Genomic DNA, 23,013 nt, shown 5'->3' on the forward strand with positions numbered 1-23,013 from the left:
TCTATTTAAATCCTTTTCTTGCTGAAGATAAGGACCTTTTTTACCGCTATTTCCGCGACCGACCTCCACAAAAACGCGGGCAATTCGCTCCTAAAAAAGCCCGGAATCTCCGAATCATCGGATTCCGGGCTTTGCTGCCTTTATTTTTCATCGTGCAAGTGAGCGGCCGCTTGTTCCAGTTCGGGATAAGCAAAGGTGAACCCGGCGCGCAAAGCCGCTGCGGGGAGCGCCTTTTGCCCCTCCAACAGGAGCATCGACCGCTCGCCGAGCAGCGTTTTGAGCATTGCGGACGGCAGCGGGAGCCAAAACGGGCGCCGGTAGACGCGGCATAAAATCCGGCCGAATTGTTCATTCGTTACCGGATTCGGGCTGACGGCGTTTACCGGGCCGCGGATGTCCGGATGGGTCAGGACGTAATCGAATAGCGAAACGATATCCTTGAGGTGAATCCACGGCACCCACTGCCGTCCGCTTCCAATGGGTCCGCCGGCCCCCAGCAAGCAGGGAAGGCGCATAAGCGGATAAGCGCCCCCGTCATTGCCCAGCACCACGCCGATGCGCAGCTTGACCAGACGTTGCCCGGAAAACCCTTTGTCCGCGGCGGCCTCCCAGGCAGTGGTAACCTCGGACAAAAAATCGGCACGCTCCGGGGCGAGCGGGGAAAACTCGTCAAACTCCTTGGTTAAGGAGGTGCCGTAAATTCCCACGGCCGAAGCTTGCAGAATCACTTCCGGCGGGTGGGGGAGCGCCCGCGCGAAACGTGCGATCATCCTCGTCGCAGTTAATCTGGACTCCAAAATCCGCCGTTTATTGCGCTCGGACCAGCGCGTGTTGAGCGTTGTCCCCGCCAGATTGACGAAGGCGTCCGTTCCTTCGAGCGGAGAGACGTCCTTTTCGAGCTCACTCCAGGTGACATAGCTGGGGAGGGATGGGTGTAAGGCGGCCTGATCATCGGGCTTTGACTGCATAGGATTGCCGCCGCCTTTTTCACGGCTGACGATAAGCACTTGGTGCCCCCGCTCAAGCCAATAAGCGGTTAAGGCCCGGCCGATAAAACCCGTGCCGCCGAAAACCGCGATCTTCATCCTTACGCCTCCTTATAAGAAACATCCGGCTGTCTGAATAGCTAATTCATGTGCCGGATGTTTTTCGCGTTGCGATTATTTATTTAACAGATGCCGGTATGGCTGGTAATCGATCTGGTTCTGTTCCAGAAACCGGACCAGAAATTTATTGTCGCGTTTTGGCGTGGCTACGATATACCCTTTGATGCAGTGATCGCGGGTGACCGCGGGAGCTTTTTCCTCAAGGGCGATTTTGCCGATTTCCGCCGCGATGGAATGTTTGGCGATGTCCCGGAACGGTCCGGGCACGGGCTCAACGAGCTGATCGAGAAAGGCTTTACTTTCGGCGGTCCACAGATGGCGGCTTTTCTCGACCCAATGATTTTGCCAGTCCAGCTTGGACATGCCGTCCGCTTTGGGGAGCACCTTTAAAAATTTGCGGAACATGAAAAATCCGCCGATCGTCATCATGCCGAGCAGCACAAATCCCCAAAACGCAATCCCGTTCATAAACCAGCGATTGGGCCCTTCCGCCGTTAATAGTTGAACCCCCATTTGCAGCATTGATTCATCACCTCAGGCGCTTGTTTAGATTTTCTGCGCGTTTTACGTTACAATATACTTCAAATTGAAATTATACCTTATTTCTTTATTTATTTCAGCATTCAAGCTAAAATAGGCTTGTTTAGCGATTTACTGTCCAAAAGGGGGAAAATGTTCATGCTTAAAATCGGTTCCCATGTTTCGTTCTCGGACAAAGGCCTGCTGAGCGCAACGGCCGAGGCGGAATCCTACGGCTCCAGTTCGTTCATGATATACACCGGGGCTCCGCAAAACACTCGGCGCAAGCCCATCGATACGATGTACATTGAAGAAGGCAAAAAGGCGATGGAGCAGGCCGGGATCGGCGAAATCGTCGTTCACGCGCCGTACATCATCAACTTAGGTTCATATAAGTCGAACACTTATCAGCTTGCCGTTGATTTTTTGCAGGAGGAGATCCGCCGCACCCACGCGCTGGGCGTGCGCAATATCGTGCTTCATCCCGGCGCTTTTACGGACAAGGATGCCGAGTATGGCGTGAACCGGATTGCGGAAGGCCTAAATGAAGTGTTGAACGGCACGAACGAGACCGAAGTGCATATTGCCCTGGAAACGATGGCCGGCAAAGGGACGGAAGTGGGGCGCAGCTTCGAAGAAATTGCGCAAATCATCGACAAGGTGCAGCATAACGAACGTTTGACGATTTGTCTGGATACATGCCATATTCATGATGCCGGATATGACATCGTTAACGATTTGGACGGCGTTCTGCACAAATTCGATCAAACGATCGGACTGAACCGGATTGAGGTCGTGCATATCAACGACAGCAAAAATCCGGCCGGCGCGCAAAAAGACCGGCATACGCCGATCGGTTCAGGCTGGATCGGGTTCGAGGCGATCCACCGGGTCGTGCACCATGAGGCGCTGCAGGGACGGCCGTTTATTCTGGAGACGCCATGGGTCGGCAAGGATGCGAAAACGCAGCGTCCGATGTATGAGGTGGAAATCGCGCTGCTGCGGGGCGATACGGCGATGCGGTTCGGTGACGCGTTCCTGACCGACGTAGAGCGTTTGGGGGACTTTTTCGGCAAACAGGAAATTCATCCGCGCAGCTTTGTGCTGGACACCTGGACGGTGCTGAAAAACGATGCCAAAGCGAAAAAGGCCGATCCGCGCGAACCTATGGAGCGCCTGTTCGATATGGTCATCGAAGCGGGCCTGTTCCCGGACCAATCGGAGGAACAGATCAACCAGCGTCTGGTCGCATGGTTTGCGAGCGCGCACAAATAATCGACATAAATCATTAGGAGCAAGGGGATTGGAGAGCAATGGAAACGCATATTCACTCAGGCCGGCGGCCGGTGAAACCTTATGAAAGCAACCGGGCCCGGATGCTGATTTCCTGTCCGGACGGACCGGGGATCGTGGCGGCGGTGTCCCGCTTCCTGCATGAGCACGGGGCGAACATCGTGCAATCGGACCAGTATACGATGGATCCCGAGGGCGGCATGTTTTTTATGCGGATAGAGTTTGATCTGGAAAATCTCGCTGGGCGGATCGCCGGGCTGGAGCGGGATTTTGCCGCCATCGCCGGGCAGTTCGGCATGCAGTGGAATATTTATCAGCTCAGCCGCAAAAAGAAGCTGGCGATTTTCGTGTCCAAGGAGGACCACTGTCTGGTGGAACTGCTCTGGCAGTGGCAGGCCGGCGATCTGGACGCCGAAATTTCCATGGTCGTCAGCAATCATCCGGACATGAAAGAGTACGTGGAATCCTTCGGCATTCCGTATTATCATATCCCGGTGACGCCGGAAACAAAGCGCGAAGCCGAGCAAAAACAGCTGGAGATCGTCGGCGGCAAAGTCGACTTGATCGTGCTGGCGAGATATATGCAAATCGTGTCCCCGGCCTTGATCGAGCCGTACCGCAACCGCCTGATCAACATCCACCATTCCTTCCTGCCGGCTTTCGTCGGCGGCAAGCCGTACGCCCAAGCCTACGAGCGCGGCGTGAAGCTGATCGGCGCCACGGCCCACTACGTGACGGAGGAACTGGACGGCGGCCCGATCATCGAGCAGGACGTGCAGCGCGTCACGCACCGCGACAATGTCAGCGAACTCAAGCGCATCGGGCGGACGATCGAACGCGTCGTATTGGCCCGGGCCGTCAAATGGCATATTGAGGACCGCATCCTGGTACATCAGAACAAGACCGTCGTGTTCAACTAAAAAACAAGGTAAATAAACGTCTGTGCAGCAACTCTACACGCTGTGCCGGCGTTTTTTATTTTGACATAGGGTAACCTTTTCAGCCAATTAACGTTATTATAAAAGACGATAGTTTCCAAATTTATCGATCATTGGGGAGGAGAGTGTCAGGTGTTGTTTCAAGCAAAACGGATCGTACCGCTGATCGTGCTCTGTGCGGCGCTGCTGGCGGGGATCGTTTATGCGGTTCCGCAGCCGGCCCGAGCGGCGGACAAGCCGTCCATCACCATAGAGAGCGAACTTGGGTTTAACGGTACTGTCAAGCTGGGCGAATGGAATCCGCTTACCATTACCCTTACGAGTAGTGCCGACATAAGCGGGGAACTGGTTGTTGAGGCGCAGATTCCGTATACCGGGGAGAGTACAACCCATATCCAGGCGGTGGATTTGCCGGCCGGCTCGCCGAAAAAAGTTACCTTTGCGGTGCTTGGAAACCGTTTCGACCAATATAACAATTCGATTCGTTTTTACGAAGGAACGGCGGAATCGGGGAAAATGATCCCGTTTGCTGCGGGCAGCTCCTATTTGGAGACGATCCCCAAGAACGGAACGCTGGTCGGGACCCTGGCCGCCGATCCGGACAGCTTGAACTTTCTAAGGACGCTTAACGGTTCGGGCGGAAACGTGACCGTCGTTCCTTTAGACAAGGAGCAGGTGCCCGAGGACGGTACGCTGCTGTCTTCGCTGGATGTGCTGCTTATTAACGATTACTCCGCCGATACGCTTGGCAAGGGGCGAACCGGGGCCATTCGTTCCTGGGTTCATAAGGGCGGCACGCTTATCCTCAGCGGCGGAGGCGGTTATCCCAAAAGCGCGAAAGGCTTCGAGGACCTGTCTCCGGTCGATTACGCCGGCAATACGAGTGTATCCGAGCTGCCTGAGCTTGAAAAACTGGGCGGGAAAAAGCTATCCCTGGATCGTTCTTTCCCCGTTTCCGCGGCTAAGCTGAAGGAAGGGGCCGCGGCCATCGCACAGTTTGATTCCGAGCCGCTCATCGCGTCTTGGTCCGTGGGGCAAGGTAAGGTCATTTATGCGGCTTATGATGTTGCGATGGAACCGCTTCATGCCTGGAGCGGACATCCCGGGGTCTGGTCTTCGGTCCTGCAGCTTGATCTAACGAGCGGCACCGGCAAGCCGGAAGGCAGTAAAAGCGAACTGTTTTCGGGAATCGACGGCCTGCTTGATTATTTTCCGTCCGTGACCCTACCGCCTTTCTCACTATTAATATGGCTGCTGTTGGGTTATGCGGTGCTCGTTGCGCCTTTACTGTATTACATACTTAAAAAGCTGGACAAGCGGGAGTGGTCTTGGGTACTGATTCCGCTCATTGCCGTTGCGGCGAGCGGCGGCATTTATATGGCCGGGACCTCCGGAGGGTCGTCGGTTCAGACACATACCTTCAATATTATGGAGCTGGACGGAAAAGGACGGGCCGAACGAACGACGGCCTCGGCTATGTTCGTCCCGAGAGGCGGAGATTACCATGTAGAATTGCCCGCCGGCACGTACGTGTCGGTGAAGCGGGAGGACGGTCTGCTCGCCGGCGGACAGCATCAGGAGCCGAACCGGCAGTCCATCCGGGTGCAGGCGGATCGTACGACGGTGAAGCTCAAGGGCATGACCCACCGTTCCTTCGCCAAGCTGTGGATGGATCAGCCGGAAGACAGGGAATTCGGAGCGGTCAGCGTTGAAGCCGGATTCGACGGACAAGGCAGGCTGCAAGGCACCGTAACGAACCGCACGGATGCGGATTTGAGCGATGCCGCGCTGATTGTGGGCAAAAAAGTGTTTCTGCTGGGAGAGCTGCCGAAGCAGCAATCCGTTCCGATTGCGCCCAGTTCGATGACGGTTCCCTATGATGATTACGGGGGGAATTTATTCCCTTATAACGGCAGCAGCACCCGGCAGGACAATATGCTGCTGGAGCGGCAAAGAGGACTTGTGAACAGCTATTTGAACGTTCTTTTTGAACAGGACAAGTATCTGTTTATCGCCTGGAGCAAAGAACAGCTAAGCGACTACAAGGTGAACGGAAAGAGCGTAAAATCCGACCAATTGAACATGTGGGTGCAGCCGTTCGAACCGGCTCTTGGCCAGAATGGGGAAATGTATTTGCCGTACGGTTTTGCGGCAGGACGGGTTTTGAACGTAACTTCAAGCCAATGGAGCGAGGAAGGCAGCGGCAGAGTCAATATGGCTCCCGGAGAAATGCAGATCGAGTACCGGCTGCCGGCGGCGCCGAATCCGGCCTATTCACAGCTGTCGATAGCCATTCGTCAGCAGGATAAGGGGAGCAGGACGACGGCGGCGATTTGGAACGCGGAGAAAGAAGCCTGGAGAGAGCTGAATTGGAAGAATGGCGAAGTTAAATTTGCGGATCAAGCAAATCAATATTTGCAAAACGGAACTAACTTGCGGATCCGCATCACGGCCGAGGAATGGACGAGCTTTGATATACCGGAACTTTCCCTGCAAGGGAGGTACAGCGAATGATCGAGATCAAAAATCTGACGAAAACCTACGGCAGCTTCGAGGCGCTGAAAGCGGTGAACCTGTCCATCGCCAAAGGGACGGTGTTCGGGTTTGTCGGTCCGAACGGGGCCGGGAAAACGACGACGATGTCGATTTTGGCCACGCTGCTGCTGCCGACGTCTGGCACGGCTAAAGTAGGCGGCTTCGAAGTTACCGAACAACCGCAGGAAGTGCGGAAAAGAATCGGCTATATGCCGGATTTCTTCGGGGTTTACGATCAGTTCAAAACGACGGAGTACCTGCACTTTTACGGGGCCAGCTACGGAATTCCCCGCGCTGAGCGCAACGCCTTGATTCCGCAGCTATTGGAGCTGGTGAACCTGAGCGACAAAAAAGACGCATACGTGGACAGCCTGTCGCGCGGGATGAAGCAGCGCCTTTGCCTGGCCCGCTGCCTTGTGCATGATCCCGATGTGCTTATTTTGGACGAACCGGCCTCCGGGCTTGACCCCAGGGCGCGGATTGAAATGCGGGAGATCTTGAAGGAATTGAAGCTGATGGGCAAAACGATCATTATCTCCTCGCATATTTTGCCGGAGCTGGCCGAGATGGTCGACGAAATCGGTGTGATCGAGCGGGGCAGGCTGATTGCTCAGGGCAAGGTGGCGGAAATACAGAATCGTCTGCGCGTTAAAAGAGTGCTGCATATCCGCGTGCTCGACCGGGCCGATGAATTGGCCGGGCTGCTGCAGGATGAGATGCATGTCAGCGAGGTGCTGCAGGATGAAACCGGCGTGCATGTTCATTTCGGAGGCGGGGACGCGGAGCAGGCGCAACTGCTGGGCCGCATGATCTCTTTGGGGTTCCAGGTGCTGTCCTTTAACGAAGCGCAGACCAACCTGGAAGATGTATTTTTGGAGATTACCAAAGGAGGGGCAAGCGATGAACTGGCGTAGAAGGCTGATCAATCCCGTGCTGGACAAAGAGTTTCGTCTCCGGATGCGAACACCCCGTTCGGCGTTTATCGTGTTTGCCTATATTCTGGTGACGGGGCTGCTGGCGATGGCCATCATTTATATGACGACATCTAAAGGGTTTAGCGCCGGCGGACGGTTGGATCCCGGCGTCAGCCGGATCATCTTTTACGTGCTCAGCATCGGCCAACTGGTACTGATCGCGTTCATGACCCCCGCCTTGACGGCCGGGGTGATCAGCGGCGAACGGGAGAAGCAGACGCTGAACATGCTGCTTACCACGCAGCAGAGCTCCGCAACGATTATTTTGAGCAAGCTCCTGTCTTCCTTAAGCTTCATGACGCTTGTTATTCTGGCGACTTTGCCGGTGTACAGCATCGTTTTTTTATACGGGGGACTCTCGCCGAAGCAACTGGCGCTCGTCTTTTTGTTCTATCTGTTTGTCATGCTGCTGTTGGGTTCGATCGGGGTGTTTTATTCCACTTTGTTCAAAAAAACGATCGTATCGGTCATCATGACTTACGGCACGGGCTTGATCATTTTTCTGGTGACGGGCATTGTCTATATCATTGCGATGGGGATCGAGCAGGCGAGCTACTACAGTTCGGGGGGGCCTCCACGCTCCTATTCATGGGTAGGCTTCATCCTGGGGTTAAATCCCGCGGGAGCGTTGATCAGCCTATTTGAGCCGTCTTTTTCCGAATCCGTGTTCCTGGTCCGGGGAGGCAATATGCAGTCCGGCGCGCCGGTTGAACTGTGGCAGCAATTTCTGGGGGTTTACAGCCCGTTGATCGCGCTGTTTCTGTGGCTGGCCATCCGTCATGTTCGCCCGGTGAGAAGAAGAATAAAAAGCCGCGCGATCGAGACAACCGAACCGGGGACGATGACCAAGACCAAGACGGAAGAGTAGACGGCAGGGTCGAGAGCACGGGATCATCGGGTACGAACGCCATAGTACAAAAAAACGCGAAACGGAGGGGACCTGGCGCGTGGAGACAATCTATCGTCAGCTTGATGTTGTGCGCCGCCGCATCCGGCGGTTTCGGGGGCTGGACGGGCTCAGATACGGCCTGCTGACCGGTTTGGCGGCCGCTCTTGTCTGGCTTGCGGCGGGGAGGCTGTGGCCGCTTGAATACGGAAAAATCGCGGCCGCGGCCAGCCTCATTTTGTGCACTGCCGGAGGCTGGGTGTGGGGACGGCTCCGCCGGGTATCCGTCATTTTGGCGGCGCAGACGATGGATCGTCCCGAGGCCGGGCAAGAGCGGCTGGACCTGATGACGACGGCATTGGCCTACGCGAAGCTGCAGACGTTTCCGGCGCAGCTCGAGCGGGAGCAGGCCGAAGAATACGGCGCGGCCTTTGTACGGGATATCAAGCAACGCCTGCCGCTGCCGCGCCGCCGCGTATGGCGGATTCCCGCCGTGCTTGGCCTTCTGGCCGCTTTGCTGCTGGCTATCCTGCCGAATCCGATGGATCAGCGGGTCGCCCAGGCGCGAGAGGAGCGGGCATGGATCAATGCGCAGAAGGAAGAGACGAACGGGCAGATTGCCGAACTGGACCGCCTGAAGCTGGATATGAAGGCGAAGGAAGCCCTTGCTAAAGAGCTGAGCGAGTTGCGCCGGGCGCTGGAGACGAGCCGTAAGCCGGGAGAGGCGCTCAAAAACGTGGAGGAAACGATGAAGCGGTTGAGGGAAATGTCCGAAAAGCTGGAGCTCCGGCAGCAGGCAAGGACGGAGTGGCTCAAGCGGTGGGACGCTCATCCGCTGACGGGAAAGCTGGCCAACGCTTTACGGGACAAAAGCACAGCGGAGTTGACCAAGCAAGCTGAGGCTTTTCGCAAGCAGTTGTCCGGCTTGACGGAGCAGGAACGGGAGGAGCTTGCCGATAAGCTGAAGCGGATCGCCGAAGCGGCGCCGCCCGATAACGAGCGGGCGAAGGAACTGGCGGATGCGCTGAAAAAAGCCGCCGCTGCGGTGAAGGAAGGTCAGCAGCTATCCACGGATCAAGCGCTGGCGAACTTAAACGAGGTTATGCTGCAAAACATGCGGGCTGTGGAGGCATCGTCCGGGCAGGCGGACGCCGCGGCGGCCCTGGCATCGGCCCTTGCCGAGCAGGGGCTCGGCCTGGCGGAAAATATGCAAGCGTCGGGCCTGGCCGTATCGGACACGTGGAGCATGGGCGGCAGCGCCGAACAGCTGGCCGCAGGCGGCGGCCCTGGCATGGGCCAAGAGGGCCCGGCCGCAGATTCCGGGCCCGGAGCAGGCCAAGGTTCCGGGGCGGGAGGCGCTGCCGGGACGGGACCGGGTGCTGGAGCCGGTTCGGGCTCAGGCTCGGGTTCCGGCAGCGGAGGCGGCGGCGCGGGAGCGGGCCAGGGCCAGGGCGGCGGAAATGGGGCCGGAGCTGGACTAGGCAGCGGAGGCCGGGCGTTGGTGACTACGCCGCGCGACCTGGCCGGCAGCGGCAACGGCAACGTCAAGCAAGACGGCGGACCGGCAACCGGCGGCAGCGTCCAGAGAGGGGGCACCTCCCCAGTATTTGACGGGGTTAGCCGTCCGTATGAAGAGGTTTACAGCGATTATGCGGCCGAAGCCAAGGAGTCGCTAAAGCGCGGCGATTTGCCGCAAAGTCTGCAGAGCCTGGTGGAGAACTATTTTATCGAAATCGATCCGGGTTCGTAGGCGAAGGAGCGTAAACGAGGAGGAGAGACGATGGAGGATGCGAAAGCCCGGTTGGAATTGTGGATCGGTACGGTCGCGGCCGTGCAGGAGCAAATTTCGCGTGTAATCGTAGGGCAGCAAGAGGTCGTGGAACAGATCCTGTGGTGTGTTTTTGCGGGAGGACATGCGCTTTTGGAGGGGATTCCGGGACTCGGCAAAACGATGCTGGTGCGCACGATCGCCGACTGCCTGGCCCTGTCCTTTTCGCGGATTCAGTTTACGCCGGATTTAATGCCGAGCGACATTACCGGCACGAATGTGATCCGGTTCGGACCGCAGGGCGCGACCGATACGGTATTCCAGCCCGGCCCGGTGTTCAGCAGCATCGTGCTGGCCGACGAGATCAACCGGGCGACGCCGAAAACCCAAAGCGCCCTGCTGGAGGCGATGCAGGAGCAGACGGTGACGGTAGGCGGGGAGACGCGGCGGCTGCCGCAGCCTTTTTTTGTGCTGGCGACGCAAAACCCGCTGGAGAACGAAGGTACTTATCCCCTCCCGGAAGCCCAGCTGGACCGGTTTATGCTGAAAATTCATGTGGGTTACCCGTCTCCCGCGGAATTGACGGAGATCGTCAGAAGGACGACGGCGGCCGATCAGCCCAAGGCGGAAACGATCGCTTCGGCGCAGCAATTGCTGGAAATCCGCCAGGCCGCCAAAGAAGTGCTGCTGGCGGATGAAGTGCTGGAGTACGGGGTGCGCTTGCTGATGATGACGCACCCCGAGGAGCGGGACGCGCCCGAATCGGTGCGCAGTTACGTCCGTTTCGGCTCGGGGCCGCGCGGCATCCAGGCGATGGTTTCGGTCGCCAAGGTAAGGGCGATTTCCAAAGGGCGCATGCACGTATCGACCGGAGATATTAAGGCGGTTGCCGTGCCAGCCTTGCGGCACCGCTTGTTTCTGAATTTCGAAGGGCAGGCGGCGGGCGTGGCGACGGATCGGATCATTGAGGACATTTTGGCGGCGCTGGAGGGAGCGCAATGACTTCTTCCCTCTTGCCTCCGTCTCTGCTGCCCCGGTTGGAACGGTTGTCGATCGCCTCACGGAGGAGAATCCGGGGAACGCTGCAGGGCAAACGGCGCTCCAGCCGTTTCGGAAGCTCCCTCGAATTTGCCGATTATCGCGAATACGCGCCCGGAGACGATATCAGGCGCTTTGACTGGAGCGTTTATTCGCGTACGGGCCGCCCTTTTGTCCGTCAATATTGGGATGAGCAGGAGCTGCGGATCAACCTGTATGTGGATATTTCCGCATCGATGGATTTCGGCGGCGGTTCGGAGCGGCGCGCTGAAACCGGGCAGGCGCCGGAGAATAAGCTGCTATACGCTAAGCGGTTGGCCGCTTCCGTCGGTTATATGGCGCTGGCAGGCGACGATGTGGTGCAGGCGGCCGTTTTTTCGAAAGAGATCAAGGGCAAGCTGCCGCCGCTGCGGGGAAAGGCTTCCGCTTTCAGGCTGTTCTCGTTCCTGCAGGAGATGGGGCCGGCCGGACCGGGGGATCTGAGAGGGGCGCTGCGGCAGCCGGGAGCGCTTCCCGCGCAGCCAGGAATGACCTGGATATTTTCGGATTTGTGGCTGGAGAGCGGGGCCGAGGGGCTTGCGGAGACGTTGGCTTTTTTTCAGGCGGCCGGGCAAGAGATCGTACTCGTCCACGTGCTGTCGGAAGCGGAGCTTCGTCCTGTGCTCAGCGGAGACTTGCGGCTCCTCGACAGCGAGCTTGGGACCGGCAAAGAGATTGCGTTAACCGGCAAAATCCTGGACAGGTACGGGCGCGAGCTGGACGAGTACTTCAAGGAAATCGGCCGCTTTTGCGGCGGGCGCGGGATTCGTTATGTGGTTGCCCCAACCGATGTGCCGCTTGAGCAAGGGATTGTGAAAATGATGGACAAGGCGGGAACGACCGGGGGGAAGTAGCCGGATCGGACCAAGGCCGTGGGCTCTTTTTGCCTCATCAATGATCCGGGACGCCGCTCGTGATTTGTTGCGTATGTTAGATCATCAACGTGGGGGAATGAAGTCATGGGGGTATTGGATTGGTCGGGGCTGTGGTTTGGCCTTGCGCTTCCGGGGATCGTACTGATGTATCTGTTCAAACGAAAATATACCGATACGCTCGTGCCCAGCCATTTGCTGTGGAACCGCGTGCTGCGCAACATCGAAGCCAACCGTCCGTGGCAGAAGCTCCAGAATCGGCTGCTGCTCTGGCTGCAGCTGCTCGTCGCCGCTTTGCTCGTATTTGCGCTGATGCAGCCTTTCGTGTGGACCTCTGGCAGCCGTACCGGGCATGTGGTCATCGTCGTCGACACGTCAGCCAGCATGAGCGCAGCTTGGGGCGGCGGAGAGGCGGAGAACAAACCGGGCTCTCGCCTGGACCGGGCCAAGGAACAATTGCGCTCGCGCATTGACGCTTTGGGAACGGGGGCGGAAATCACTTTGGTGAGATTGGGCCGCGAGCCGGAAGTGCTGTTGTCCCGGGAGCGGGACCGAAGCGCACTGAACCGGGCGGTCGACGGGCTTGCCCCCGATTACGGGCAAGCGGCATACCGCGAGACTTTGTCGCTTGCGGAAGCCTTGACGCGGGACGATCCGGAAGCGAGCGTCATCGTATATTCGGATGGCCGCTGGCCCGAACGTACCGATGATCTCGCGGCGGGCGGCGTACCGGTTGAGATCGCAGCCGTGAACGAAGGAGCGGAAGCGAACGCGGCCGTCGAGCAATTCGGGGTAAAGAACGGCGGCGGTCGCCAAGACATGGTTGCGGGTACAGCTGTGGTGCGGAATTACCGGAATGTCTCCATCCAGGCCAATCTGGATTTGTTTGGCGACGGGAAGCTGCTCGCCTCCAAGCAAATTACGGTGGAAGGCGGAAAAAGCCTGCAGGTTCCGTTCGATGAATTGCCCTCGGCGGACGTATACCGGCTCCGCTTAAGTCCCGAGGACGACTATGCGCCCGACAACGAAGCCTTTGCTTTTCTCGAGAGTGGAGATGAGCCGGACATCCTGTTCATCTCCCCCGGGAATCTGTTTCTGGAGAAGGCGCTGCAGTTGTCCGGGGCCCGCGTTACCCGGATGAATACAGTCCCGGCCGGAACGGATGAAGCCGCAGCGGCGGGGCGGCCGGCTTTGCCCGGGATTAAGCCGGATCTGATCGTGATCGACGGTGTTCCTCCTGCGTTTCTGCAGGGGGAACCTTGGGCTGCGCTGCTTCGTCAAACGCCGCTGTGGACCTGGGGAGGCGATGGAAAAAAAGCGGCTCTGGCCAGCGGGGAAGTGAAGTCGGTCAATCACCCGGTCACCCGTTATTTATCGTTCACGACTCCGCCAACGGGCGAGCTTCTCGATCAGGAGGTTCCGGCATGGGGCAAACCGATTTTGGAGATCGGCGGACAGCCGGCGGCGTATGCCGGGACGGAAGCCGGGCGGAAAAGGCTGGCGTTCCTATTTGCGCTTGAAGACAGCGATTTGCCGCTTCGCCCGGAATTTCCGATCCTGGTGAGCAATGCCGTAAAATGGCTGCAATCCGGTCAAGCGGCCGGGCTCGGCCGCTTGACGGCGGGAACCGAGGTCGATATTCCCGTCCCTGCGGAGGCGGAGCAGGCCACCTGGGTTCCTGTTGACGGTTATGCTTTGCGCTCCGGCGCGGCGAAGCTTCCCGCAGCGCGCAAGATGGGCCGCGTGGCCTCCCGGCAGACCTCCCCGGGAATCCCGGGATTGTGGCGCTTTGAGATGCTAGGGGCTGACGGTGAGAAGCTTGCAGCTTATCAGCTTGAGGTTGCCGCCGATCCTGCGGAATCGGGCATTTCCGGGGGAGGGCAGCCGTTTCCGATTGGATTTTCCGGCGATTCGGCGGCACCGGTGGACAGCCATGGGCTTAAGGGTGCCGAGGGTTCCAAAGACACTGAGCATAGCAAGCTTTCGGGCGCTTCGCCGCCGCAATCGCGGCAATCGCTTGTGCCGTTGGCGGCTCTGCTGGCTTTGCTGGTGATTTTGGCGGAGTGGGGGGTGTATCAGCGTGGGCGTTCGATTTGATCATCCCTGGTTTCTGCTGCTCCTTGTGCCGCTGGCTGCCGGCGTGGTCTACGCCTATCGCTCCGACTTTAGATTAAGCGGGGGGCGCCGGAAGCTGGCGGTCGGTTTGCGCGCGGCGATCCTGGTGCTGTTGGCAGCGGTTCTGGCCGGCGTCCAGACGTACACTTTGGTGAAGGACAAGGAAGTCGTGATTTTGACGGACCGCTCCGCCAGCATGCCGGAGACGGGGCTTGTTAGCGAGTGGATTGGGCGGGCCGGGGAAGGAAAAGCAGCGGGAGACCGCGTAGGCATCGTAGTTGCCGGGCTGAACGCCGCAGTGGACAAAAGTCTGGATACGCAATCCGTCTCCGCAGACAGCCTGAAGGCGGCGGTTCATCCCGATTTTACCAACCTGGAGCAGGGCTTGGAACTATCCGGCAGTTTGTTCGGAGGACGGGGTAACCAAAGGATCATTTTGATTTCCGATGGCGAAGAAAACGTAGGCGATGCGCTAAAGGCGGCCAGCCTGCTGAAGGAGCGGGGGATTGCCGTCGATGTGCTGCCCGTACCCGTCAAAGAGCGGAAGGATGCGTCCGTCGAGGAGTTTCAGGTGCCCGGGAAACTGTATCAGGCGGAATCGTTTGCCTTTGAAGTACTGATTCGCAGCACGTTCTCGGGCAGCGCCGAGCTTGGCTTATACGAGGACAACCGCGAGATCGGCCGGCACAAAGTGACTCTGGAGCGTGGAGACAACCGCTTCACGCTGCAGGGGTTGGCGCAAAAGCAGGGGATGCACCGCTATCGGGCGGAGATTTTCGCTGACGGCGACGAGCAGTCGGCCAACAACGCGAACTATGCGTTTACACGGGTCACCGGAAGTCCGAAGGTGCTGATCGTGGAAGGAGCGCGCGGGACATCCGCCAATCTGGTAAACGCCTTGAAATCCGGTCTGGTCGATTACTCTGTAATCGATCCGGGGATGCTGCCAGCGGATTTGACCAAGTATGCCGGCTATGACAGCATCGTCTTTAACAATGTGTCCGCCGAGCGGATTGGCGGGAAGACGATGGAATTGATCGAGCAGGCGGTCCGCTCTTTTGGCATCGGGTTTGTGATGGTCGGCGGTGAAGACAGCTACGGGATGGGCGGCTATTTCAAAACGCCGATCGAGCAGTTGCTGCCGGTATCGATGGAGTTGGAGGGCAAACGGCAAATTCCTTCCCTCGGCCTGATTCTCGTGATCGACCGGTCGGGAAGCATGGACGGGGACAAATTGAAGCTGGCCAAGGAGGCGGCGCAGCGCACGGTCGAGCTGCTGCGTCCTCAGGATACGGTCGGCGTCGTCGCTTTCGACGATCAGCCTTGGTGGGTGGTCGAACCGCAGAAGCTGGGCGATAAGAAAGACGTGCTGGGGCAAATTAACGGCATTCCGAGCGGGGGCGGGACAAATATCTACCCGGCCGTCGAAGGCGCGCTGAACAAGCTGCTGGATGTCCAGGCGCAGCGCAAGCACTTGATTTTGCTGACCGACGGGCAGTCGGCCGCGGACTCGGGATACGGCGCGCTGCTCGAAACGATGAATAGCTCAAAAATCACGCTGTCCACGGTCGCGGTCGGGGAAGACGCGGATGCGGCGTTGCTGCAGTCGCTGGCTCAGGAGGCCAAAGGCCGGTATTATCCGGTAACGGATGCCACGACACTGCCGGCGATCTTTAGCCGGGAGGCCGCCATGGTCGCCCGAACGTACATTGTGGACAAGCCGTTTGTGCCGGCCCTGATATCGCCGGGGGATTGGGGAAAATGGTTTGCGGGCGGGGTGCCGAAAATTTACGGTTATGTGGCCGCTACGCCAAAAGCGACGGCTCAAACGGTGCTGTCCAGCCCCGAGCCGGACCCGCTGCTGGTTAGATGGCAGTACGGCTCCGGCCGCAGCGTGGCCTGGACCAGTGATCTGACCGGAAAATGGTCGCGGGATTGGGTGAATTGGCCGTCCTATGCCGGCCTGTTCACAGAAATGGTGAAATGGACGTTTCCGCAGTTTTCGGCGTCTCCATTTGAGGTAAACACGACGATTCGCGGGAACGAGGTTCTATTTGAGGTTACCGCCGAGGATGAAGCTCCTCCGGAAGAGCTTGAAGCGGCGGTCAGCGGCGAAAATCTGCGGGAGGAGCGGGTGCCGCTGGCCCAAACCTCGCCGGGGGTTTACCGGGGGACGATGCTGGCCGATGAACCCGGTTCGTTCCTCGTTCATCTGCAGGGCAAAAGCGATGGGGAACAGGTGGATGGTGGGACCGGGACCGGTTTTGTCATCCCTTATTCCCCGGAGTACCGGCTGCCGAGCGGGGCGCCGCCGGACACGCTGCGGAAGATCGCGGACAGCACGGGGGGCCGGGTGCTGGATTGGAACAAGCCCGAAGCGGCCTTTCAATTTGCGGCCAAGCCTTACCCGTCGCCGCACGATCTGCAGCGGCCGCTGCTGATGGCAGCGCTGCTGCTATGGCTCGCGGACATCGCGATCCGCCGCCTTGCGCTGCCGTGGGACCGCATGGCGGCGGCGCTGGTGCGCGCCGCCATGCCTTGGCGCCGCCGCGCGCCGGGCGGCGCGGCGGACGGGGCCGCGCCCGGCGCGTCCGCGGAGGCGGACGCCGGGCTGGCCCGGCTCGCGGCGCGCAAGTCGCGCGCGGCCGCGTTTTACGGCGGGGCAGGCGCCCGCCGCGGCGGCGCTGTCGGCGAGAACGCCGCCGACAGGGCGCCAGCGGCGCCCGCCCCGCCGGCCCGCCCTCCGCGCAGCGGGGCGGGCGGGGGCCAGGGGCCCGCGAGCGAGGAGCCGCGGGCCGAAGTGCCGGCTCCCCCGCGGGAGGGAGCCGGTTCGGCGCCTGCCGGCCCGCCGCAGGACAGCGGGCCGGGGGCTTCGCCGCTTGGCCGCCTGCTGGAGGCCAAGCGGCGAAGCAGGCGTTAGCCTCTTCCCTTTAGTTACGCAACATAAATGGGAGGACACGTAGCGCTTGGCGAGAGTCCATCCGACGATGATTTACGCTAACGGTTGTGAGCGTGCTTATTTGGTCAAAAAGTCGAGGGTTCCATTTCTAGCGGTTGTGACTGAGCTTATTTACAAGAAAAAAGCCCGAAACCGCCGAGAAAAGGCTAAATTAGCCTTCTCAAAACCGTTAGAACACTGGCGTTGCATTAACGCCTACACAAAATCTCCGGTACACCTTGCCCGCAATTCCATTTGAGATTACGCCAGAAATCTAACGGTTGTATTAGTCGCTATTTTGCCAAAAAAGCCCCTTTCTAAATTTTAACGGTTGTGAGCGGTGTTATCTGCTCAAATCTGAGCCCAAATCGCCGGGTTTTAGCTAAATAAGCGCTATGGCAACCGTTAGAATTTGAAAACGGCGATATTAGAGCAAATAGCGGCTGTGGCAACCGTTAGAATGTGGTGGCGAGAAATTGTATCTTGTCGGATTTAATGCAGGCGCTAGTGCCGTTAGAATGGAAAACCCCTTGATTATGCCGTATTAGCGTCGCTCACAACCGTTAGAACATTTCTTAGTTTTCGAGTTTTACTGAAAAACAGAATTAAAAGGGCGATCTTTGCTTTTATCAATCTATCGGTGTTTTTAGGAGTGTACCTCCTTAATAAGGATTGGCCATAACCAGGTTTAGCTCCTTTGAGTAATAGGCCGTATAGAAGGTCCTTTTCTCTAAAGGGGCTTTTTTTATTTAATGGTGACGTTTCGAGGGGGGAGATTGCCGCCTGCATGAAAGAGCGGCAAAAATGATTACAAAGTAATTTCGAGTGAACACCTTGGGAATAATGATATGGTAATGGGTTACAAATGATGATACAATAAATAAAGTCAAAATGATTTTTTCAATTTGATTGTTTTGTAATCGCAAAGTTAAGTTTTCATGGTTTTCAAGGATCTTTTGATGATTAAGGAGGAAAATGAATGCCAATTTCAGAGAACAACACGATCGATAATTTGTCGATTACGACGATTCGGACGCTGGCGATCGACGCGATCGAAAAGGCGAAGTCCGGCCATCCCGGCATGCCGATGGGGTCCGCACCGATGGGTTACCAGCTGTTTGCCAAAACGATGAACCATAACCCGGACGTTCCGAATTGGATCAACCGCGACCGCTTCGTCTTGTCCGCCGGACACGGCTCGATGCTGCTGTACAGCCTGCTGCATCTGTGCGGGTATGATCTGCCGATGGAAGAAATCAAGCAGTTCCGCCAATGGGGCAGCAAAACGCCGGGCCACCCGGAATTCGGACATACTCCGGGCGTAGACGCCACGACGGGACCGCTGGGCCAAGGTCTGGCGATGGCCGTCGGCATGGCTTTGGCGGAAACGCAGCTTGCGGCGACTTACAATAAAGGCGATCTGAAAGTCGTCGACCACTATACTTACGGCATTTGCGGCGACGGCGACCTGATGGAAGGCGTGGCCAGCGAAGCGGCTTCTTTGGCCGGCCACCTGAAGCTGGGCAAATTGATTTTCCTGTACGACTCCAACGATATTTCGCTCGACGGCAAGCTGAACCTGAGCTTCTCGGAGAACGTAAGACAGCGCTTCGATGCTTACGGCTGGCAAACGCTGCTCGTTAAGGACGGCAACGATCTGGCCGCGATCGAAGCGGCGATCGAAGAGGCCAAACGCGATACGGAGCGCCCGACGCTGATCGAAGTGAAGACGATCATCGGCTACGGCAGCCCGAACAAGCAGGGCAAAGGCGGCCACGGCGGTACGCACGGCTCCCCGCTGGGGGCGGAAGAAGCCCAATTGACGAAAGAGTTCTATAAATGGGTCTATAAAGAAGACTTCTATGTCCCTGAAGAAGTGCGCGAGCATTTTGCCAAAGTCAAAGAACGGGGCATCGCTACTTACAAAGCTTGGCAAGAAACGTTCGCCCAATATAAATCCCAATATCCGGAGCTTGCGGCTCAATTCGAACGCGCGGTAGCCGGGGATTTGCCGGCAGGCTGGGATGCGAAGCTGCCGAAATACGGCGCTTCGGATAAGGCGGTATCGACCCGCGTCGCTTCCGGCAACGCGCTGAACGGCCTGGCGCCGAACGTACCGCAGCTGCTTGGCGGCTCCGCTGACCTGGAAAGCTCGACGATGACGCATCTGAACGACCTTGCCATGTACACGCCGGAAACCCGCGACGGCCGCAACCTGTACTTCGGCGTTCGCGAATTCGGCATGGCCGCGGCCATGAACGGAATTATGCTGCACGGCGGTTTGAAAGTGTTCGGCGGCACGTTCTTCGTATTTACCGACTACTTGCGTCCGGCGGTGCGTTTGTCGGCCCTGATGAAGCTGCCGGTAACTTACGTGCTGACGCACGACAGCATCGCCGTCGGCGAAGACGGCCCGACCCACGAGCCGATCGAACAGCTCGCTTCCCTGCGCATCATTCCGGGCCTGACGGTCATCCGTCCTGCCGACGGCAACGAAACCTCCGCAGCCTGGGCTTATGCGGTTGAGAACAAAGCGAATCCGGTAGCGCTCGTATTAACCCGCCAAAACCTGCCGATTCTCGAGAACACGGCAGAGCTGGCGCGCGACGGCGTAAAACGCGGCGGCTACGTCGTATCCGACGCGAAGGACGGCAAGCCGGTGGCGCAGATCATCGCGACGGGCTCCGAAGTGCAGCTGGCGGTTAAAGCGCAAGCCGCGCTGGCCGAAGAAGGCATTCACGTCCGCGTCATCAGCCTGCCGAGCTGGGATCTGTTCGACCAGCAGGATCAAGGGTACAAAGACTCCGTCATCCTGCCGAACGTCAAAGCCCGCGTCGCCGTGGAAATGGCGCATCCGTTCGGCTGGGAACGTTACGTCGGCGAAAGCGGAACCGTGCTTGGCATCGATAAATTCGGCGCGTCCGCTCCCGGAGACAAAGTTATCGCCGAATACGGCTTCACCATCGAAAACGTCGTTAAGCACGTAAAAGCGCAATTGAACAAATAATCTCGGCGGCCGGGTCGCGAAGGGAGAGGGGAACGTGGCGCAGCAATTGCAAAATGTTACCGTAGAGAAGAACGCCAATATTTATTTTGACGGCAAAGTGACCAGCCGGACCGTATGGCTTCAGGACGGCAGCAAATTGACGCTGGGGATCATGCTCCCCGGGGAATACGAGTTCGGAACGGATTCGCTGGAAGTGATGGACATTTTGTCCGGGGACCTGAAGGTCCTGCTTCCGGGCGAAACATTGTGGAGAGAAATCAGCGGCCGCGGAACGTTTACCGTTCCCGCCAAGTCTTCCTTCAAGCTGGAAGTGCGGAGCGTCACGGATTACTGCTGCTCGTACGTCTAGCGGCGGGTGCGCGCATGCCGCAAAAAGCAAATAAAAAGGCAGGTTAACAGCGTTATGGCGCTGTACCTGCCTTTTTACAAATATCGTGGAGAGTCCGATCGACCGTTACACCTTTTTATCGCCGATTTTTTGGCCGATCCAAGCCTCGTAGAGCTTCACGACGGAGGAGAGGTCCTCTTCGCCGAAGCCTTGCGTTTCGCCCGCCTGGAACAGGCTTTTGGCCTGGTTCAGCATCGGCGCGGGAATGCCCGAGCCGTCGGTCAGCGCCGAGGCCAGCTTGAGGTCCTTGAGCATCAGCGCCAGGGAGAACTGGTTGGAAAAATCGTGTTCGATGATTTTCCGGCCTTTCAGCTCGGCCGCTTTGCTGCCCGCGGAACCGAGCTGCACCAGCTCCAGGAACAGGCCGGCGGGCAGGCCGGATTTGGCGGCGATGGCGAAGCCTTCGGCGAGCGCCAAGTTGTTGATGCCGACGATGGTGTTATGGGCCAGCTTGGCCACCGCGCCGCTGCCGTTTTCGCCCATATGCAGCACCTTTTGGCCCATCGTCTCAAAGATATCCATGACCTCGGCCAGCGTATCGGCCGGCCCGCCGACCATAAAGACGAGCGTGCCGGCGATGGCGGCCGGCGAGCTGCCGGTGACCGGCGCGTCGAGAAAAGCTCCGCCCAGCACGGAAATCTGCTGCGCCAGCTGTTTTACGAGCGCGGGCGAGATCGTGGAGCAGTCGATGACTTTAGTCCCGGGGCGCAGGCCGGCAAGCACGCCTTCGGGCCCTTCGTAAACGGCGGCGATGGAGGCGTCGTTGCTGACCATCGTGATGACGACGTCGGCGGCGGCAGCGGCTTCCTTCGGCGAGGCGGCCACGGCGGCGCCTTGTTCGGCGAGAGCAGCGGCTTTGGACGCGGTGCGGTTGTAGACGGCAACCTCATAGCCCTGCTTCAGCAGGTTGGAGGCCATCGGAGCGCCCATCGTGCCCAGTCCGATAAATCCGATTTTTTTCATAAACGATCACCTTTCAAGAAAAATTGAACAGCATTTAATTATTTTAGCATAGAGGGCCTAAAACCTGTATAATGTGCCCTTGTTTTCGCTGGAAATTTACAGTATCCTAGGTTTAAGTTATTTGAGAGGAAAGTTCAGCTCAAGACGTTAAAATGATCACGCCTCAGCTTTTGAATGTTGCCTCTTAGGATAGGAAAGTGGGTTAAATAAATAGACGGAGGTATTTTCAAACATGTCGAAAAAAGTAACCTTTGACTACAGCAAAGCCCTGCAATTTGTCGGACAGCATGAAGTGGATTATCTTGCCGAGCAGGTCCGAACGGCTCATGAGCAGTTACATAACGGTACGGGGGCCGGGGCCGACTTTCTGGGATGGATCAACCTTCCGACCGAATACGATAAGGAAGAGTTCGCCCGCATTAAGAAGGCGGCAGCCAAGATCCAAAGCGATTCCGACGTGCTGATCGTCATCGGCATCGGCGGCTCCTACCTGGGCGCGCGCGCGGCGATCGAATCGCTGTCCCATTCGTTCTATAATATTTTGCCGAAGGACAAGCGCAAAACGCCGGAAATTTATTTTGCCGGCAACAACATCAGTTCGACTTACGTAAATCACCTGCTGGAGCTGATCGAAGGCAAGGATTTCTCCGTCAATGTTATCTCCAAATCGGGAACGACAACGGAACCGGCGATCGCTTTCCGGATTTTCCGCGCGGCCCTGGAGAAGAAATACGGCAAGGAAGAAGCGCGCAAACGGATCTACGCCACGACCGACCGTGCCAAAGGCGCTCTTAAGAAGCTGTCCGACGAGGAAGGTTATGAAACGTTCGTCATTCCGGACGACGTGGGCGGACGTTACTCCGTGCTGACGGCCGTCGGCCTGCTCCCGATCGCGACCGCCGGCATCAGCATCGACGAAATGATGCAAGGCGCGGCGGACGCGGCCAAAGAGTTCAGCAACCCGAACCTGGCCGAGAACGCCAGCTACCAGTACGCGGCCGTCCGCAACGCTTTGTACCGCAAAGGCAAAGTGACGGAAATTCTCGTGAACTACGAGCCTTCCCTGCACTATGTGTCGGAATGGTGGAAGCAGCTGTACGGTGAAAGCGAAGGCAAGGACTTTAAAGGGATATTCCCGGCATCGGTCGACTTCTCCACGGACCTGCACTCCATGGGGCAGTTTATCCAGGAAGGCAACCGGAATATTTTCGAGACGGTCATTCAGGTGACGGAAGTGCCGAGCCACATCACGATCGAATCCGATCCGGCCGATTTGGACGGGCTGAATTTCCTGGCCGGCAAAACGCTCGATTTCGTGAATAAGAAGGCGTTCCAAGGCACCTTGCTCGCACATACGGACGGACAGGTTCCGAACCTGGTCGTCAACGTGCCTGATTTGACGCCGTATTCGTTTGGCTACCTCGTGTACTTTTTTGAGAAAGCCTGCGGCATCAGCGGTTACCTGCTGGGCGTCAATCCGTTCGACCAGCCGGGCGTTGAGGCCTACAAGAAAAACATGTTTGCGCTTCTCGGCAAACCGGGATACGAAAAGGAAAAGGCCGCACTGGAAGCAAGACTTTCCGAATAACGGCTTTTCGGAAGCAGGTCCCCTTTTCGAAGGAAAGATACAGCGC

General features: G+C 58.0%; 16 protein-coding genes. 13 read left to right on the top strand and 3 right to left on the bottom strand.

Features of this window, described 5'->3' with window-relative positions; all coding sequences use genetic code 11:
- Positions 1 to 140 precede the first annotated feature (140 nt).
- The gene (locus NYE74_RS31440) at positions 141 to 1,085 is read right to left on the bottom strand and encodes a TIGR01777 family oxidoreductase (protein WP_036625136.1); all 945 of its coding nucleotides are present in this window, start codon (positions 1,083 to 1,085) and stop codon (positions 141 to 143) included.
- Between the two features lie 75 nt (positions 1,086 to 1,160).
- Positions 1,161 to 1,628: a DUF2621 domain-containing protein gene (locus NYE74_RS31445; protein ID WP_036625135.1), complete on the bottom strand. Its 468-nt coding sequence runs from the start codon at positions 1,626 to 1,628 to the stop codon at positions 1,161 to 1,163.
- Positions 1,629 to 1,784: 156 nt separating this feature from the next.
- Here NYE74_RS31445 and NYE74_RS31450 point away from each other — a divergent pair, with 156 nt between their 5' ends.
- From NYE74_RS31450 to ppnP, 12 genes are all read left to right on the top strand, one after another.
- On the top strand, positions 1,785 to 2,900 hold the full coding sequence (locus NYE74_RS31450; protein ID WP_036625132.1) for a deoxyribonuclease IV: 1,116 nt from the start codon (positions 1,785 to 1,787) through the stop codon (positions 2,898 to 2,900).
- A gap of 38 nt (positions 2,901 to 2,938) precedes the next feature.
- Positions 2,939 to 3,838, top strand: coding sequence for a formyltetrahydrofolate deformylase (purU, locus tag NYE74_RS31455; protein WP_036625129.1), 900 nt, complete (start codon positions 2,939 to 2,941; stop codon positions 3,836 to 3,838).
- Between the two features lie 150 nt (positions 3,839 to 3,988).
- Entirely contained in the window at positions 3,989 to 6,370 is a 2,382-nt protein-coding gene (locus NYE74_RS31460; protein WP_278739353.1) for a DUF7408 domain-containing protein, read from the top strand.
- Entirely contained in the window at positions 6,367 to 7,305 is a 939-nt protein-coding gene (locus NYE74_RS31465) for an ABC transporter ATP-binding protein (protein ID WP_036625123.1), read from the top strand. The genes NYE74_RS31460 and NYE74_RS31465 overlap by 4 nt, the downstream gene beginning before the upstream one ends.
- The gene (locus tag NYE74_RS31470) at positions 7,292 to 8,233 is read left to right on the top strand and encodes an ABC transporter permease (protein WP_051985648.1); all 942 of its coding nucleotides are present in this window, start codon (positions 7,292 to 7,294) and stop codon (positions 8,231 to 8,233) included. Before NYE74_RS31465 ends, NYE74_RS31470 begins: the two co-directional genes overlap by 14 nt.
- Positions 8,234 to 8,312: 79 nt before the next feature.
- Complete coding sequence (locus NYE74_RS31475; protein WP_036625120.1) at positions 8,313 to 10,001, top strand: hypothetical protein; 1,689 nt, start codon at positions 8,313 to 8,315, stop codon at positions 9,999 to 10,001.
- Positions 10,002 to 10,031: 30 nt separating this feature from the next.
- Positions 10,032 to 11,021, top strand: coding sequence for an AAA family ATPase (locus tag NYE74_RS31480; RefSeq protein WP_124331764.1), 990 nt, complete (start codon positions 10,032 to 10,034; stop codon positions 11,019 to 11,021).
- Complete coding sequence (locus tag NYE74_RS31485) at positions 11,018 to 11,950, top strand: DUF58 domain-containing protein (protein WP_036625116.1); 933 nt, start codon at positions 11,018 to 11,020, stop codon at positions 11,948 to 11,950. Before NYE74_RS31480 ends, NYE74_RS31485 begins: the two co-directional genes overlap by 4 nt.
- Before the next feature lie 105 nt (positions 11,951 to 12,055).
- Complete coding sequence (locus tag NYE74_RS31490) at positions 12,056 to 14,065, top strand: vWA domain-containing protein (RefSeq protein ID WP_036625114.1); 2,010 nt, start codon at positions 12,056 to 12,058, stop codon at positions 14,063 to 14,065.
- Positions 14,049 to 17,003: a VWA domain-containing protein gene (locus tag NYE74_RS31495; protein WP_115311230.1), complete on the top strand. Its 2,955-nt coding sequence runs from the start codon at positions 14,049 to 14,051 to the stop codon at positions 17,001 to 17,003. The genes NYE74_RS31490 and NYE74_RS31495 overlap by 17 nt, the downstream gene beginning before the upstream one ends.
- 997 nt (positions 17,004 to 18,000) lie before the next feature.
- Positions 18,001 to 20,028 (top strand): transketolase, encoded by a 2,028-nt coding sequence (tkt, locus tag NYE74_RS31500; RefSeq protein ID WP_340926209.1) that lies wholly within the window; start codon positions 18,001 to 18,003, stop codon positions 20,026 to 20,028.
- Positions 20,029 to 20,062: 34 nt separating this feature from the next.
- Positions 20,063 to 20,377, top strand: a complete 315-nt coding sequence (gene ppnP, locus NYE74_RS31505; protein ID WP_036625106.1) for a pyrimidine/purine nucleoside phosphorylase — start codon at positions 20,063 to 20,065, stop codon at positions 20,375 to 20,377.
- Positions 20,378 to 20,482: 105 nt separating this feature from the next.
- Here ppnP and NYE74_RS31510 read toward each other — a convergent pair whose 3' ends face one another.
- On the bottom strand, positions 20,483 to 21,379 hold the full coding sequence (locus NYE74_RS31510; protein WP_340926212.1) for an NAD(P)-dependent oxidoreductase: 897 nt from the start codon (positions 21,377 to 21,379) through the stop codon (positions 20,483 to 20,485).
- A 232-nt stretch (positions 21,380 to 21,611) separates the two neighbouring features.
- On the opposite strand from NYE74_RS31510, the gene NYE74_RS31515 reads away from it, so the two are divergent.
- Positions 21,612 to 22,967 carry a glucose-6-phosphate isomerase gene (locus NYE74_RS31515; RefSeq protein WP_340926213.1) on the top strand — a complete coding sequence of 452 codons (1,356 nt, stop codon included), beginning with the start codon at positions 21,612 to 21,614 and terminating at the stop codon, positions 22,965 to 22,967.
- Positions 22,968 to 23,013 lie beyond the last annotated feature (46 nt).

Source organism: Paenibacillus sp. FSL P4-0127, from assembly GCF_038007325.1.
Taxonomy (GTDB): Bacteria; Bacillota; Bacilli; order Paenibacillales; family Paenibacillaceae; genus Fontibacillus; species Fontibacillus macerans.

Excerpts from the sequence above, each read along its gene's own strand:
- NYE74_RS31440 (WP_036625136.1), bottom strand. The coding sequence starts at position 1,085 with ATGAAGATCGCGGTTTTCGGCGGCACGGGTTTTATCGGCCGGGCCTTA.
- NYE74_RS31445 (WP_036625135.1), bottom strand. The coding sequence starts at position 1,628 with ATGCTGCAAATGGGGGTTCAACTATTAACGGCGGAAGGGCCCAATCGC.
- NYE74_RS31450 (WP_036625132.1), top strand. The coding sequence starts at position 1,785 with ATGCTTAAAATCGGTTCCCATGTTTCGTTCTCGGACAAAGGCCTGCTG.
- purU (WP_036625129.1), top strand. The coding sequence starts at position 2,939 with ATGGAAACGCATATTCACTCAGGCCGGCGGCCGGTGAAACCTTATGAA.
- NYE74_RS31465 (WP_036625123.1), top strand. The coding sequence starts at position 6,367 with ATGATCGAGATCAAAAATCTGACGAAAACCTACGGCAGCTTCGAGGCG.
- NYE74_RS31470 (WP_051985648.1), top strand. The coding sequence starts at position 7,292 with ATGAACTGGCGTAGAAGGCTGATCAATCCCGTGCTGGACAAAGAGTTT.
- NYE74_RS31480 (WP_124331764.1), top strand. The coding sequence starts at position 10,032 with ATGGAGGATGCGAAAGCCCGGTTGGAATTGTGGATCGGTACGGTCGCG.
- NYE74_RS31485 (WP_036625116.1), top strand. The coding sequence starts at position 11,018 with ATGACTTCTTCCCTCTTGCCTCCGTCTCTGCTGCCCCGGTTGGAACGG.
- NYE74_RS31490 (WP_036625114.1), top strand. The coding sequence starts at position 12,056 with ATGGGGGTATTGGATTGGTCGGGGCTGTGGTTTGGCCTTGCGCTTCCG.
- tkt (WP_340926209.1), top strand. The coding sequence starts at position 18,001 with ATGCCAATTTCAGAGAACAACACGATCGATAATTTGTCGATTACGACG.
- NYE74_RS31510 (WP_340926212.1), bottom strand. The coding sequence starts at position 21,379 with ATGAAAAAAATCGGATTTATCGGACTGGGCACGATGGGCGCTCCGATG.
- NYE74_RS31515 (WP_340926213.1), top strand. The coding sequence starts at position 21,612 with ATGTCGAAAAAAGTAACCTTTGACTACAGCAAAGCCCTGCAATTTGTC.